The organism is Anaerofustis stercorihominis (assembly GCF_024623185.1).
Taxonomy (GTDB): Bacteria; Bacillota; Clostridia; order Eubacteriales; family Anaerofustaceae; genus Anaerofustis.
This window is the reverse complement of record NZ_JANJZK010000005.1, coordinates 74,230-90,771: the sequence shown is the minus strand read 5'-3', so window position 1 is coordinate 90,771 and position 16,542 is coordinate 74,230. Positions and strand designations below refer to the sequence as shown.

Sequence of the window (16,542 nt, the reverse complement as noted above, 5' to 3'; positions counted from 1 at the left end):
TTAAGTATGAAAAACTATGGGATTAAAGAAGTCTTTAAAATAAAAGAAAGAGCTAACAGCGAAAACGATATGATAAAAACATTATATGATTCGATGCCAGGGCAATTATTTGCCTTAGAAGATCATTATCCGTATCGTGTTTTATTTATTAATAAAGAAGCTCTTTCTTTTTTTTGTATAAAAAATGATACAAATATAAATAATCTGACTTTAAAAGACTTGGTAAGCCCGGAAGAGTATGACTACATATTGAATGATATAAAGAAAATAAATAATGGTAAGAAGATAATAAACTGGAACAGGAATTTTAGTGATATCAGAAATAATATCGTTCATTTTCTCGGGAGAACTTCTTTGATAGAAAAGCCGGACGGGACATCTTTTATCCAAATATATTATTACAATATGAATACAATAAATCATTTGCAAAACTCAATAAATCAAATAGAGTATCATGTTAAAAATATTGCCGATAATGTAAACGACGGACTTTGTTTTTATGAAGTGAAGAACGGAGAGTTATTTCCGCTATATGTAAACGAGGGGTATTTAAATATAATAGGCTGTAACAGAAATAATTATGATACGACCTCACCTATAAAAGATAAAGTTCATCCCGAGGATTTAATTGCTCTATCATCAGCAATAAATGAATGTTTGACATCGGGGAAAGTAAGGGAATTTAAACTCAGGGTGATAGATTTTAGTAATGAGTATCACTGGATAAATGCAAAAGCACACAAACTCGACGATTATCCGGGTACGAACAATCCGGTCATTTTTGCTCTTGTAACCGATGTAACGGAGAAGAGAAGAGCCGAAGCAGCTTTAAGAAAATCCGAAGAAGCAAAAAGAAAAACATTCGAAGAATTAAGGAAGAAAAATCAGCAGATAGAATTGATTCTCTCCTCTATAAGCGGAGGTCTTGCTTCTTATGAATGCGATACATATGATTTCTTTTATGTCAGCGATGAATTATGTAAAATGCTGGGGTATTCAAAAGAAGAACTTTTAAGTATCACAAAGGGAAATGTACTAAATTTAATTTATTATATCGATAAGGTAAAAGCAGTTAAAGATTATCACACCTCATTTTTAGAAAATGAAAAGAATTACGCGGTCAAATACAGGGTTGTTTGTAAAGACGGTTCTCTAAAATGGATATTAGACAGCGGATACAAATGTAAGTCTCACGACGGTAAAGATATAATCAACTGCTTGTTTTTAGATATAGATGAACTTCAGCAGTCTACTTTGAAAGTGACGGAGCAGAAAGACTTCCTTGATAGTATCTACAATTCCGTAATGTGCGGGATACTTCGCTATCATAATGTAGGCGGTGAATTTGCATTTATAATGATGAACAATGAAGCTTTAAAAATACTGGGATACGAAACGGAAGAAGAGTGTTTGAAACTCGGCAGGGAAGAGTTCTTAAGCAGGATTTACTACGAAGACAGAGATTATATATTAAGTAAAATAAATGTCTTAAAATATGTGGGAGAAAATTTCAGCGAAGAATATAGAATAAAAAGACCGGACGGTGAAATACGATGGGTCTATGCAACAAGCGAAATGGTAAAAGACGCCAAAGGAAATATCCTCAACCAAAGGGTAATGATGGATATTACCGACAGAAAAAAACTTGAAATGGAAGAAAGACTAAGCGGTATAATACGTACCGCTTATGATGTTGTGGTAGATATAGATTTAAATACCGGTGAATACATAGAAAATGATTTCTCTGAAATGAGTTATTTCAAGAAAAACTATGGAAATTACAAAAGATCGTTCCTACATATGTTAAGGCATGATATAGACCACCGCGATACAAAGTACGTAGCAAATACTTTAGGTATCAAAAATTTAATATGTATAGCAGAAGATAAGCCGGATGTAAGAAAAATATCATGTAAATACAGACTAAAAGAAGACGAACACAAGTGGATCGAAGCTACTGCCATATTTAACTCAGGTAAAAACAGAAACAGAATAAACCTTATTATAAGAGATATAACAGATCAGGTAAAGCAGGAAGAACTGATTGAAGCGCAAAACAGAGCGCTTGAAAAAGCTTTAAAAAAGGCAAATGCAGCAAATGAAGCAAAATCTTTATTCTTATCAAGTATGTCACACGATATAAGAACACCTATGAACGGTATAGTCGGCATGACTACAGTAGCTAAAGAAAGTATCAAAAACGAAGACAGGATAAAAGACTGCCTCGATAAGATAGATGTTTCCTCTAAGCATTTATTGAGCCTCATAAATGACATTTTGGATATGTCAAGGATAGAAAGCGGAAACTTGATTTTAAAAGAAGAAAACGTAAATATCTCGGATTTATTCCATGATACTTTAACTATTATCCTGTCACAGGCTAAAGGAAAAAAACAGCATATCCGCCTTGATATAGATGTAGAACATGAAAATATAATAGTCGATTCATTAAGGCTTCAGCAAGTATTTATAAATATACTATCAAATGCCATTAAATTTACCGATTACAATGGAAATATCAATATTAATATATATGAACTTCCCCAAACAAGGGATGGATATGCAAATTATAAATTTGAATTTATTGATGACGGGATAGGGATGTCAAAAGAATTTGTCGATAATATATTTGAACCTTTCGAGAGGGAAAACAAGGAAATGTCAGGGAAGATCCAAGGTACAGGACTTGGAATGACTATAACAAAACGTATACTGGATATGATGGGCGGAAAAATTTCCGTAAAGAGCGAGCTTGGGAAAGGGACTTGTTTTACTGTTTATGCTTCTTATAAATTAAATCATATAAAAGAAACTAGAATCAATGACTCGGTTAAAGACCTTCGAGTGCTGATAGCCGACAGCAGTCAAAAAAATGCTAAAAGACTTAATTTGATACTAAATTCACTGGGAATAAAAAATGATTTTACGACTTTGGGAGCAAAAGCTTTGGAGATGACTGTAAAAGCATATGAACATTCTATGCAGTATGATGTAATTTTAATTGATTTAGACATGAAAGATATGGATGGTATTGAAGTTTGTAAAAATATAAGAAAGGCTTTGAAAAATAAATATGATCCAACTCTTGTTTTGTCTGACGTTTTAGATTCTGAAGATTATATAAATGCAGATAAGGCGGGATTTGATATAGTAGCAAACAGACCTATATTTAAATCGGATATAATCAAACTCTTTAACGGTTTAATTGATGAAGATATAAAAAGAGAAGTACATAAAAATAATAAATCATCCTTATCCGGTAAAAGGATACTGATAGCCGAAGATAATGAATTAAACAAGGAAATAGCAGTAGAGCTTATAAAAGGAATAACGGGGAATATCGATACTGTTGAAAACGGTAAAGAGGTTCTGGATAAACTTGCCGTTCATGAAGACGGATATTACGATTTGATACTCATGGATATACAAATGCCTATATTAAACGGATACGAGGCTACAAAACAAATAAGAAAAGCTAAAAATGAGTATTACAAAAATATCCCCATTGTGGCAATGACCGCCAATGCTTTTGACAGTGATGTAAAAAAAGCACTGGACAGCGGTATGAATGAACATCTTTCAAAGCCTATAGATGTAAAGAAGGTAAATGAAGTATTGAAAACTTACTTAGGAAATTAAACAATAAGACTGTCAACCTTTTTATTATTTATAGTTGACAGTCTCTTTTTTTTATTTTAAACTACTTATATAAAGGAGTTTAAAATGAATAAAAATAATATACTTGAAATATTAAAGGAAAACAGCGGAAAAGTGATTTCGGGGGGATATATAGCTTTGAGACTAAATATATCCAGAAATGCCGTTTGGAAGAATATCAATATTTTAAAAGAAGAAGGATATAATATCGTTTCTGTCAAAAACAAAGGATATATGCTTGACAGCAATATAAGCTATTTAAATAGGAAAGAAATAGAAAAGGGACTTAACACTAAATTTATAGGAAATATCATAGAAATAGTGGAAGAAACGGACTCTACGATAAACTATTTAAAAAACTTAAAAGAAGAAGAAAAAACAGAAGGCAGAGTAATCATAGCCAATTCTCAGACAAGCGGTAAGGGCAGAAGAGGAAGACCTTTCTTTTCACCAAAGGACAGCAGCATGTATTTAAGCTTATTATTAAAACCTAAACTACCGATCGAAGAAGTTAATATCATAACAATAATATGCGGGCTGAGTGTAGTAGAAGCCCTTAAAAATGCAGCTGGGATAGACTGTGATATAAAATGGGTAAATGATATTTATAAAGACGGACTTAAACTATGCGGGATACTTACTGAAGGTATAATAAGCTTTGAGAGCGGAAGTATGGAAAATGTAGTTTTGGGGGTGGGTATAAATATAAACAGACCCGAAAATGAAGAAGTTCCCGAAGAATTCAAAGATATTATAGGTTTTGTTCAGGACTTTACCGGAAAAGCCCTGAACCGAAATAAAATAATAAGCGAATTCTTAAATGTGTTTGAAAGTAAATATCTGAATTTCGATAAGAATTCTCTCTACAAAGAATACAAGGAAAAGATGTTATACATAAATGAAGATATAACATATATCCAGGGGAATGAAAAAATAAAAGCAACTCTTCTCGATTTAAATAAGGATTTTTCGATAAAAATAAAGACAAGTGACGGTGAGATAAAAAATTTTAACAGCGGAGAAATAAGTATCAGAAGCATATGATTTAATTTTAATAAGCCTGTATGGGCTTATTTTTTTACATTTATATTTCCTTTATCTTATAAATAAATCCAATAAGTCATTTATACTTTTAAAAATATAAATTGCTTTGAATATTTTAAGTTTGGTCATATTTTTATTAAAAGTTAATATAAATGATATATGTCATTACAAAAGGAAAATTTATTGTAATACATAGGAAGTAAATAATTAGAAATGAGAAATAATTATATTCTTTTATAACATATTCATATAATTTCTTTATGACAAATTGAGTATTGGTTTATATATAAAATACTCATTAAGAGGTGAAGGATATGATTAAGAAAAAGAATATTTTTATTAGCATTATTTCTGCGTTCGTAGCATATAAATTACTTAGGAAAATTAATGATTTAAAGTTGGGACTTGAATATATCTGCACTCTGTATATAAAAGATAAGAGCATTTCTTTTAAAGGATACCTTGACACCGGTAATTTGGTAAGAGGTATAAACGGAGAAGGTGTAATAATAGTTCATAACGGTATAATAAATAAAATCTTAGATACAAATCTTTCATACGAAATAGAAGACTATAACGACTACTTACATATTTATAACAACCTTCCCATAACCATAAAAGACTCACTTTCATACACCTTTTATAACACCACAAAAGAAAAACAGATCCTTCCCATACTTAAATTCGATAAGATCGTGATAAAGAACAGAAGAAAAGAAAAAACGGTTTATAACCCATATATAGGTATACTGGGGATAGACTCTTTAGGTGCCTTGATACCAATATCCATATTAAAATAACTCGGAGGTTTACATGATTAATTTATTTAAAATTCTAAAAAGGAAGAAGCATAAAAATAATAAATTATTTTATATTTCCGGCTCATATATGCTCCCGCCTCCGCTTACGAAAGAAGAGGAGCAGGAAGTCCTTAAAAATCTTGAATCGGATGAGACAAATGCTACGAAAACCATACTTATCGAGCGTAATCTAAGACTTGTGGTCTACATAGCAAAGAAGTTCGATACATCATCAGCGAGTGTTGAAGACCTTATATCCATAGGAACGATAGGTCTTATAAAAGCGGTCAAGACATTCAAGGTCGAAAAAAACATTAAACTTGCTACATATGCTTCAAAATGCATAGAAAACGAAATCCTTATGCATCTTAGAAAAGTAAACAGGATAAGAGGAGAAATATCCCTTGATGAGCCATTGAACGTAGATTACGACGGAAACGAACTCTTGCTGTCGGATATACTCGGTACGAACGGAGATCCGGTAAAGGATAAAATAGATAAAGATGTAAACAAGGAGATAATGCTCCTTGCAGTGGACAGGTTGAAAGAGAGCGAAAAAGAAATAATCAATTACCGCTTCGGACTGAACGGAAAAGAAAAGAAAACTCAAAAAGAACTTGCTAATATGCTAAACATTTCACAGTCTTACATTTCCAGGTTGGAAAAGAGAATAATATCGAATTTGAAAAAAGAAGTAAATAAAATGTGTACATAAGAAGGCTTATAGCCTTCTTTTTTATTATAATTGAATTAAGTTTATTTAAAGGTATTTATTTTATCATAAAATAGTGTTATTATTTTAAGGATGAATTCTAAGGAGTTTTGATTTGAAATTAGCAGATATTATAAAAGGATATGATTATTCTTTAAACGGAAATAAAGATATACAAAATATAGATATAAATAGTATCGTTTTTGATTCGAGAAAATGCATAAAAGGTTCTATGTTTGTCTGTATTGTAGGGTATGAAACAGACGGACATAAATATATAGAAAGCGCCCTAAGACTGGGAGCAAAGGTGATTTGTCACTGTGAAGACTTAGAAGAGTATAAAGATGATATTACATATATAAAATGCGAAAACACCAGAAATGCTCTTGCATATTTCGCAAACAGATTTTATTCTTTTCCAAGCAAGAAACTAAAATTGATTGGAGTAAGCGGTACCAACGGAAAGACGTCTTTTTGTGATATAGCAAATACGCTTTTTGAAAACCTCGGCTTTAAAACCGACTATATAGGTACTTTGGGCAGAAAGGACACAAAACTCGAAGGACAGATAATAAGGACTACTCCCGAAATAACCGAGCTTACAAAAGATTTTAGTGATATGGTAAATAGTAATGTAGATTATTGCTTCCTTGAAGTATCTTCCCATGGGCTTGTTTTGGACAGGGTAAGTTATCTCAATTTTTATGTAGGTGTTTTTTCCAACCTTTCAATGGATCATTTGGATTTTCATAAGACGATGGAAGAATACTATCAGGCAAAGAAGAAACTCTATTATATGGTAGATAAATTTTCGGTAATAAATATTGATGATGATTACGGTCACAGGCTCTACAGCGAACTCAAAGAAGAGAAAAAAGACGTCATCTCATTCGGAGAAAAAGAAGAAAGTGACTATAAAATTACAATAAAAGAACTTTCATTAAGTAAATCTTCTTTTACCCTTACAAAAGAAAACAATGAATATGATTTCGTCATCAATTCCATAGGAAAATTTAATATATATAATGTTACCCCGGCTATAATAATAGCTCTTGAAGAAGGTATTGGATATGAGAAGATAAAAGACGCTATACTGGGGTATCACGGTACCAACGGAAGGATAGAGCGAGTAGAAAAGGATATATTCATAGATTATGCTCATACTCCGGACGCAATGGAAAAGATATTAAAGCTCATAAAAGAAGTAAGCAGTAAAAAAATAACTCTTGTTTTTGGCTGCGGGGGAAACAGAGACCATGGTAAAAGACCTATAATGGGAAGCCTTGCAGAAAAGTATGCGGATAATATTATCCTTACAATGGATAATCCCAGAAAAGAAAATAACAAAGATATAATAAATGATATATTAAAAGGTATAGAAAATAAAAATGATACACAGATAATCTATGACAGGAAAGAAGCCATAAATAAGGCTGTTAGAAATAAAAAAGATGATGAAATAGTTTTAGTCCTAGGGAAAGGCCATGAAACTTATCAGGAAATCGGAGATATAAAGACTTATTTTTCCGATAGGGAAGAAATCTTAAACGCATTAAAATAACATTTAAAAGAGAAAGACAATGGAAACTAAAAAAATTTATATAGTGCTTACAAGCACAAGAACGATTTTAGCGAGAATAATAAGATGCTGGGTCAAAAACCCATACAATCATGTTTCGATATCCCTTGACAGGGAACTGAATGAAATGTACTGTTTCGGGAGAAGAAGACCCAGAAATCCTTTTATAGCAGGCTTTATCAAGGAAGACTGGGAAACGGGATTTCACGCAACATTCAATAATATCCCATGTCTCGTATACGAATGTGAGATAGACGCAAAGATATATGACAATATCAAAGAAATAATAGATGAGTTTTATATGGACCATTTGAAATATAAATTCAATATAATAGGGCTTATAGGAAACGCTGTAGGATTTGATATACGCAGGGAAAAACATTATTACTGTGCAGAGTTTTTGTCTTACCTCTTTGAAGAAAGCGGGCTTTATTCTTTCAACGAAGCTCATACAAGAAGAAGACCCATGGATTTCAGCGGTTTTTTGAACAGCAAACTCATATACGACGGATACATAAACGATTATAAAGAACAGAGTGAAGTAAAACAAATCATACTATAATTCGAGGAACAAATAATGAAATTGGTTTTAGCAGTTTTTGCAGGTCTTATATTTATATTCTTAGTTTTTCTATATGCTAAAGCTTTTACGGATAAATATAAGAAGAGGATCGACAATGTAGCCAAACATTACGGCTACAGAGATTATGAGCACCTTAAAAAAGTCGGCGAAAAAGAAGAAGAAAAGATGATAAGAATGAAAATGAGAGAGGACAGGAGAAGAAAATATGGAAAATAAAATTAATTTTTCTGCGTCTTCACCGGTAATGCCAAAAGAAGTAATCAATAGAATAAATAAAAATGTTTTAAACTTTCATTCTCAGGGATTTTCAGCTCTGGAACTAAATTATAAGAATGAATTTTTTATTTCCCTTATGGAAGATACGATTAGGCTAATAAAAAAACTTCTTTATTTAAATGATGATATGGAAGTTTTATTCATAAACGGCGGAGGAAGCATGCATTTTGCAATGGTTCCCATGAACTTTTCAGGTAAGGACGATACAGCAACAATAATAAACAGTGACCTATGGACAAATAATGCTGTTACCGAAGGGAAAAAGCATACAAACATAGAAGAGATAAATCTTATCGGATATAAAAAGCCTCTTCCCAAAATAACTTTAAATGATATAAATAAAAATTCCAAATATCTCTTTATGTGTACGAATAACACATCTTCGGGGTCAAAATTCAATAAAGATAAAATACCTGAAATAGGGGATATACCGCTAATAGCGGATATGACGTCTAATTTACTCAGTGAAACATATGATATAAATAAATTCGCATTATCCTTTGCAAGTTCAGCAAAGAACATGGGCACAAGCGGGATAAGCGTTGTAATAATAAATAAAAATATGCTTGAAAAGGAAATCCCAAAAAGTGTTCCGAAAATCCTTTCTTACAGGGATTATTACAACTCGGGTAATTCCTTTACTACCCCGAATACATTCGCGGTATATATAATATATGAAATGTTAAAATACTTGGATGAAAACGGCGGAGTAGAAGAAATTGAAAAAGTCAATATAGAAAAATCAAATTTACTATACGACTTTATAGACGAGAGTATATTTTACTCTAACGATATTATAAAAGAAGACAGATCTGTCACATCTTTAATATTTAATGTGAAAAATAATAAAGACTTTATTCAAAAAGCCAAAGAAAATGATATAATAAATATCAGTACCTCTATGAATGGGAAAATAAGGGTAGGTTTATACAATGGTGTAACCTTATCCAATGTTAAAGACTTAATCGATTTTATGTATAAATATCAAAAAAACAATATTTAAGGAGAGTATAGGGAATGTACAAAATTAAAACATTTAACAAAATTGCAAAAGAAGGTTTGACTCAATTAGGTGAAAACATCAGAGTTGACAAAGGCGAAGATTACGACGGCGTAATTTTAAGAAGTTATAACTTACATGAAGAAAAACTATCTGATAACTGTAAAGTTGTAGTAAGAGCCGGAGCAGGGGTAAACAACGTACCTGTAGATAGCTGTACAGAAAAGGGCATAGTAGTAATGAATACTCCGGGTGCAAATGCAAATGCGGTTAAAGAACTCGTTATCGCAAGTTTGATTATGACTGCGAGAAACCTTGACAAAGCAACAGACTGGGTTCAAACTTTAAAAGATAAAAACGTAGATGTAGCAAAGACAGTTGAAAAAGAAAAATCAAACTTTAAAGGCAATGAGCTTCAAGGCAAGAGAGTAGGCATAATCGGGCTTGGAGCTATCGGTGTTTTGGTCGCAAATGCTTTATATGAACTCGGTATGGAAGTTTACGGATATGACCCATACTTATCTATAGAACACGCTTGGAGCATAAACAAAAACATCAACAGAAGTTATGATATAGAAAGGATTTTCCAAAGATGTGACTTTGTTACTATCCATGTTCCTTTACTTGAATCTACCAAAAACCTTGTAAACGAACAAGTTCTAAGAAACGCAAAAGACGGAATCAAAGTACTGAACTTAGCAAGAGGCGGTCTGGTAGATGAAGACGCTATATTAAAAGCCGTTGAAGACGGCAGTGTATCTTACTACGTAACAGATATACCAAACGAAAAAGTTTTAGGCAAAGAAAATGTTATCTGTATACCTCACCTTGGTGCTTCAACTGTTGAATCAGAAGCGAACTGTGCAGTAATGGCAGGAAAAGAAATCAGAGATTTCTTGGAAAACGGAAATATCAAAAACAGTGTAAACTTCCCTGAATGCGATTTGGGCGCTATGGCTTCAAACGCAAGGATTTGTATCATACATAAAAACATACCTAATATGGTAGGTCAAATATCTTCTCTTCTAGCAAGTAACGATGTTAATATCGCAAACATGATAAACAAATCAAGAGGCGAAAACGCTTATACTATGATAGATGTAGATAATGATGTGAATGATTATATCGAAAAAACATTGAAAGAGGTAGAAGGAGTTACTTCCGTAAGAATTTTAAAGAATGACAAATAAGAGAGATGTAATAATAATAGGCGGGGGAGCTAGCGGCTTAATGGCTGCTATCTCCTCTTTAGAATGCGGCAAAAAAGTAACACTCATAGAAAAGAACGAAAAAGCTGGAAAAAAGATTTACATAACGGGAAAAGGAAGATGCAATGTAACAAACAATAAAGATATATCGGAGTTTTTTGACCATATCGTGAAAAACAAAGAATTTCTTTACAGTGCATTATATACCTTTGATAATACAATGCTTCTCGAACTTCTACATTCGAACGGACTTAAAACCAAAGTTGAGAGGGGAGACAGGGTATTTCCCCTAAGCGATAAAGCCAGTGACGTAACAAAAACATTGCTTGGTATCATAAATTCAAATAAAAACAGCGAGATATTATATAACACTTCTGTAAAAGATATAATAATCAACGAAAATAGCGAAGCCGAAGGCGTGATACTGGATGAGGGAAGTAAATTATATTCCGATAATGTTATTATTGCAACGGGAGGAAAGAGCTATCCTTTGACAGGGAGTGACGGTTACGGATATACTTTGGCTAAAAAACTTGGACATAAAGTAATAAAACCATTTCCCGCACTAGTTCAGATGTTGTCGAATGATAACTGGGTACATGAATTAATGGGGCTTACCCTTAAAAACGTCGATGTGAGCTTAATAGTAGGCGGAAAAGTAAAAAATTCTCAGTTTGGAGAACTGCTGTTTACGCATAAGGGTATTTCGGGACCTACGGTGCTTTATTTAAGTAATTTTATAGATATGAACAAAATACACGATACTAAGGTAAAAATCGATTTAAAACCGGCTCTTGACGTTAAAACCCTTGAAAAAAGAATGATCAAAGATTTTGAAAAGAATAATAATAAAATGGTAAAAAGTTCTCTTGATTTGCTCCTACCTAAATCACTTGCAATAAAAATAATAGAACTCAGCAAAATCGACAAAGAAAAGCAAATAAATCAGATAACAAAAGAAGAAAGAAAGATTATTTTAAATCTAATCAAAAACCTTGAAGTGAATATAACAGGGCTTGGAAGCTTTAAAGAAGCTATCATTACAAACGGAGGTGTAAGCGTCAAGGAAATCAATCCTTCAACAATGGAATCCAGACTTATAAAAAATCTTTTCTTTGCGGGAGAAGTAATAGACGTCCATGCAACTACGGGAGGATATAATCTGCAAATAGCGTTTTCAACCGGGTATCTTGCAGGGCAGAATTTACATTAAAAGAGATATTAAAAATTAAAGTTGATTATCTAAATACAAATAATAAATGTCTATAAATAATTAAAATTTATTTAGAAATTCAAAAGTTATATATATAAGTCAAAATGAAATATCAGCAATATTCAATGTTATGGAAAATCAGTTTTACAATATAAGAAACGAGAAAGAAATGTATATTAATGAACAATCAAAAATTGAACTGAACGGTAAAAAGCAATATGTTTCCATAAGAGCCGAGAAAGAAAATTTACCATTACTTCTTTATCTTCACGGAGGTCCGGGGGACAGCGCTCTTCCGTTAGTTCTAAAGTATAACAGGGAACTGGAAAGTCATTTTACCGTCGTAGTTTGGGAACAAAGGGGTGCGGGTAAATCATATTATGACTTTAAAAACAGCGAAATCACCATTGATATGTTTTTAGAAGATATTTACAAATTATCAAAATTACTAACAAAAAGATTTAACCAAGAAAAATTATATATATTGGGTCATTCATGGGGTTCTGTACTTGGGCTAAAATTTATACGAAAGCACCCTGAAATGGTAATAAAATATATAGGCTGCGGACAAGTAGTAAACATGAGAAAGTCATGTAAAGCTGCTTATGATTATGCACTTACACATGCTGACGAAAAGACAAAGGAAAAACTAAAGAAAATAGACTGCACTTATGTTGGAGATGACTGGCTAAAAGATTTACTGTATGTCACAAAACAGGTTGTAAAATATAAAGGTTCACTATATGGAAAAACAAATTATAACTCACTGGTAACACCATTTTTATTTTCAAAATATTATTCAGTACCGGATTTATATAAACGCCAAAAGGGGAGTTTGCAGTCCATAAAGTATTTATGGCAGGAACTTATGAAAGTAAATTTTGAAAATCAAGTAAAATACGAAGTCCCTGTTATATTTATTGAGGGAGAACACGACAGACATGTATCATCTAAATTGGTCAAAGATTATTTTGATACCATAGAAACTGATAAGCAATTTTTTCTTTTTGAAAAATCATGTCATTTCCCGCAGTGGAGTGAGAATAAAAAGTTTAACGAACTTATTATAGATTTATGTAAATAATAAATACAGAAAATAAATTTAAAACTACAATAAAAAAGAAGATACCTCTAAAGTATCTTCTTTTTTATTATTTTATCTCAGCATACAAAGTAAATCCGTTCTTTCCGTTTTCTTTAGTTTTATAAAGTGCCTTATCTGCATTTTTATATAGGCTTTCAAAATCTCTTTCGCTTTCAAATGTGGTAGATACTCCTATACTGGAAGATATATTCACTTTACCTTTTTCATCGGTGTATTCATAACTTAAACTTTCCAGAATACTCATTGCTTTCTTCTTGACCATATCCATATCAGTACATGGTATAAAGGCTGCAAATTCATCTCCGCCTATCCTACCTATTATGTCATTATCCCTAAATTCGTCTTTTATTGCATTTGCAAAATCATATATGACCTTATCACCGGCAGCATGCCCAAGTGTATCATTGACATTCTTAAAGTTATCTATATCAAATATGAAAAATGCATAATCTTTATTATTCTTGCTGTTTGATAATATATCATGGATATAATTTTGCGTCGCAGCTTTGTTATAAAGACCGGTCAGAGAATCACTTTCCATTTTTTCAAATAATTTTGACTCTCTTGATTTTTCTTCATCGATATTTTGCCTGTAAACCAGCATCCTTATGGATTTATCATCATCCCAATAAAATATCCTTGTCGTTATTCTTACCCAGTGGTATACTTCTTCGCTATTTTCTCTTGTCATGAAGTCATAATATAAACTCTCTATCCCGTTATTATATTGTTTTAAAACATTTTTGGGACTGAAGGTATTTAAGTAACCTGACCGATATTCTTCCTTTATTTGTTTTTCTGCTATGATATCAAGTGCTTCATTAAAAGGAGTATTTACGGGTACGCCGAGGCTTTCAAAATACTCATCAGTCTCTTCACTTGCTGACTTATTATGCGTTATATCTATTTCATATATATTTTCGTAAATCTTTGCGGTCTCGGTTTGGAATACTGTACGATGCTTCTTTTCTTTTTCTATTGTAAGTCGTTCGATGTTATCTCTGTAATTTCTAATTATTTTAGTTATTATTAGAATTATCAAAATTATTACTACGGTCACAGTAAGAATTCCAAACATCATTTGATTTCTGAAACTGTTTTGTATTTTTGTCATATCATTATCTATTATTAAATGCCAGTTTAGATTTTTTATATAGTTATTTACTATATAACTTTTCTTTTCACCTGAAGAAAACCAAAAAGATTTTGTATTTTTATCGTTAAGAAGCATTTGTTCTTTTAACGATTTTAAATTATCTAACTCGAATATATTTGTATTTTCATAACCGGTATTCGAAGTCGATATTTGGATATCTCCTTTAGAATTAATCAAATAAGCCTTTACGCCGAATTTGTTTTCATAATCCCTAAATAATTTCTGAAGATTATCCACCTTAAATCCTACACCTACAACTCCTAGATTATTGTTATTTTTATCCTTTATCCTGCAGTTTATAAAAACCGTTATTTCATTATTTAAAGCTTCATTATTATCTATATTGATAGAATATTCTTCTTTTGAATTTAAAAACTCATAATACCATTTATTTTCGGGATTACTTTTACCAAGGATCCTGTCTATACCATTATAATGATAATACTTATTTGTCTTTACTGACACTAAAAAGACAGAATCGTAATCATACTTTTTCTTATAAGTATAAAGATAATCTTTAAGAGTATTTATATAGCTTTTATCATTTCCTCTTTTATTTTCGTTCATGAGAAAGTCTTTAAGAAGAGTGTCGTTTGCCATGGTCAGAGAAATATTGATAGGTTTTGTAAAATCAGCATCTATTTTATGATAAATTATCTCCGCAGTAAGGTCTGCAACGTTTTTAACATCTTCTCTCATTATTTTTACATTATTATAATAATTAACAAAAGAAGTGATAAGAAAACCCAATACTATTATTATACCTATTAAAATGTTTACTTTAAGCAGTGTATTTTTTTTCATGATCGTTATTTCTTTCTGATATATTTATATATATTATATAGGATTTAATCTTAAATTATCAATGGTATGCCAAAATAAAAATAAGTTTATGCTCAGTATAATGTAACCTTACTAATGAATTAAATATTTAAATCAATATTAATCAATAATCATTAAAAAGGTTAATTAAATAAAGTGACTTGTAAAGTTAGATTTAAAGTATTTTTTTCTGCCTGATACATACAATATAAATAGGAAATAGGTGGTAATATGGTTTTTAAATTTGAAAAATTTTTATTTAGTTTTATTGTTATCTTAAGTGTTTTATTCGTAGGTCTTAATATCATGAATAAAAACGAAGTCTTATCTACAGTCAGTAACGGTTCTTCAAATGAAACAAAGCTGGTAAACTCCGATAATTATTTAAAAGCCGGAGTCATTAAAATGTCATTGAGCAGTACGAAGAACGTAAAAATTCTGGTAAACGGAGAAGAAAACTTTAATTATACTCTTAAAGATAATATTATGACGCTTGCTGTAAGTGATAAAGATGTAGTGGAAGTGGACCTTAGGAATTTTAAAGAAGGTACACTTGATATTTTGATACTAAAAGTATCAGATGGACTTACAAATCCTCCTGTCAGTCAAAAATATCAGTTCAGTAAAGGAATAAACAAATTATTTGATGTTAAAATGAACTAAAAAAGCTTGTTAAAAATAAAAAGATATTATATAATAAAGCGTAAGTATTTGTATTATTTAGAGGTAATTAATGGATAACATAATAAATATTGCAGTGGACGGTCCCGCAGGTTCGGGAAAAAGCACCGTTGCAAAAATAATAGCAAAGAAATTAAATATAACTTATTTGGACACAGGCTCTATGTACAGAGCGTTTACTTATTATGCTTTAAATAATGATGTAAAAGCTAATGACAAAGAAGGTATAAATGATCTTTTAGACAGTATAGACCTTGTTTTAGACAAAGAAAATGTTTTTGTAAATGATAAAGACGTAACAAAAGAAATAAGATTTGAAAATATAGATAAAAATGTATCCGATTATGCCGCAATAAAAGAAGTAAGAGAAAAAATGGTAAATATCCAGCGCAAAATATCTAAGGGTAAAAGCGTTATAATGGATGGCAGGGATATAGGAAGCGTTGTTCTTCCAAATGCGGAGTTTAAATTTTACCTTGACGCTTCAAGCAAAGAAAGAGCAAAGAGAAGATATCTGCAAAATATCGAAATAGGAAAAGAAGTCCCTTATGAAGATATATTAAAAGATATCGAGATCAGAGATGAACTTGATAAAACAAGAGAAGTAGACCCTCTTGTAATATGTGAAGACGCAGTAGTAGTTGATACTTCTGATATGAATATAGATGATGTAGTTGAATTTATAATTAATAAGGTTAGTAGGTAA

At 31.3% G+C, this 16,542-nt stretch carries 14 protein-coding genes; 13 read left to right on the top strand and 1 reads right to left on the bottom strand.

All coding sequences use genetic code 11. The annotated features are described in order from the left end of the window. The first annotated feature begins 6 nt into the window (after positions 1-6). From NSA01_RS04435 to NSA01_RS04385, 11 genes are all read left to right on the top strand, one after another. Positions 7-3,639 (top strand): PAS domain-containing protein, encoded by a 3,633-nt coding sequence (locus tag NSA01_RS04435; RefSeq protein WP_257480305.1) that lies wholly within the window; start codon positions 7-9, stop codon positions 3,637-3,639. Positions 3,640-3,723: 84 nt separating this feature from the next. Continuing rightward, positions 3,724-4,701, top strand: a complete 978-nt coding sequence (locus tag NSA01_RS04430; protein ID WP_257480304.1) for a biotin--[acetyl-CoA-carboxylase] ligase — start codon at positions 3,724-3,726, stop codon at positions 4,699-4,701. Between the two features lie 314 nt (positions 4,702-5,015). Further along, on the top strand, positions 5,016-5,501 hold the full coding sequence (locus NSA01_RS04425; RefSeq protein ID WP_257480303.1) for a sigma-E processing peptidase SpoIIGA: 486 nt from the start codon (positions 5,016-5,018) through the stop codon (positions 5,499-5,501). A gap of 13 nt (positions 5,502-5,514) precedes the next feature. Further along, positions 5,515-6,216 (top strand): RNA polymerase sporulation sigma factor SigE, encoded by a 702-nt coding sequence (gene sigE, locus NSA01_RS04420; RefSeq protein WP_257480302.1) that lies wholly within the window; start codon positions 5,515-5,517, stop codon positions 6,214-6,216. 112 nt (positions 6,217-6,328) lie between these two features. Continuing rightward, positions 6,329-7,774: a UDP-N-acetylmuramoyl-L-alanyl-D-glutamate--2,6-diaminopimelate ligase gene (locus tag NSA01_RS04415; protein WP_257480301.1), complete on the top strand. Its 1,446-nt coding sequence runs from the start codon at positions 6,329-6,331 to the stop codon at positions 7,772-7,774. Between the two features lie 19 nt (positions 7,775-7,793). Then, positions 7,794-8,354 (top strand): hypothetical protein, encoded by a 561-nt coding sequence (locus NSA01_RS04410; RefSeq protein WP_257480300.1) that lies wholly within the window; start codon positions 7,794-7,796, stop codon positions 8,352-8,354. Positions 8,355-8,369: 15 nt separating this feature from the next. Next, the gene (locus NSA01_RS04405; RefSeq protein ID WP_257480299.1) at positions 8,370-8,591 is read left to right on the top strand and encodes a hypothetical protein; all 222 of its coding nucleotides are present in this window, start codon (positions 8,370-8,372) and stop codon (positions 8,589-8,591) included. Further along, positions 8,581-9,654: a 3-phosphoserine/phosphohydroxythreonine transaminase gene (gene serC / locus NSA01_RS04400; protein ID WP_257480298.1), complete on the top strand. Its 1,074-nt coding sequence runs from the start codon at positions 8,581-8,583 to the stop codon at positions 9,652-9,654. Before NSA01_RS04405 ends, serC begins: the two co-directional genes overlap by 11 nt. A gap of 14 nt (positions 9,655-9,668) precedes the next feature. Beyond that, on the top strand, positions 9,669-10,841 hold the full coding sequence (locus NSA01_RS04395; protein ID WP_257480297.1) for a phosphoglycerate dehydrogenase: 1,173 nt from the start codon (positions 9,669-9,671) through the stop codon (positions 10,839-10,841). Continuing rightward, on the top strand, positions 10,831-12,072 hold the full coding sequence (locus NSA01_RS04390) for an NAD(P)/FAD-dependent oxidoreductase (protein ID WP_257480296.1): 1,242 nt from the start codon (positions 10,831-10,833) through the stop codon (positions 12,070-12,072). The genes NSA01_RS04395 and NSA01_RS04390 overlap by 11 nt, the downstream gene beginning before the upstream one ends. Positions 12,073-12,241: 169 nt before the next feature. Beyond that, entirely contained in the window at positions 12,242-13,156 is a 915-nt protein-coding gene (locus tag NSA01_RS04385; protein ID WP_257480295.1) for an alpha/beta fold hydrolase, read from the top strand. A 67-nt stretch (positions 13,157-13,223) separates the two neighbouring features. On the opposite strand, the gene NSA01_RS04380 is transcribed toward NSA01_RS04385, so the two are convergent. Further along, positions 13,224-15,137, bottom strand: a complete 1,914-nt coding sequence (locus tag NSA01_RS04380) for a sensor domain-containing diguanylate cyclase (RefSeq protein ID WP_257480294.1) — start codon at positions 15,135-15,137, stop codon at positions 13,224-13,226. Positions 15,138-15,386: 249 nt separating this feature from the next. On the opposite strand from NSA01_RS04380, the gene NSA01_RS04375 reads away from it, so the two are divergent. Continuing rightward, entirely contained in the window at positions 15,387-15,818 is a 432-nt protein-coding gene (locus NSA01_RS04375; RefSeq protein WP_257480293.1) for a hypothetical protein, read from the top strand. 70 nt (positions 15,819-15,888) lie between these two features. Then, the gene (cmk, locus tag NSA01_RS04370; RefSeq protein WP_257480292.1) at positions 15,889-16,542 is read left to right on the top strand and encodes a (d)CMP kinase; all 654 of its coding nucleotides are present in this window, start codon (positions 15,889-15,891) and stop codon (positions 16,540-16,542) included.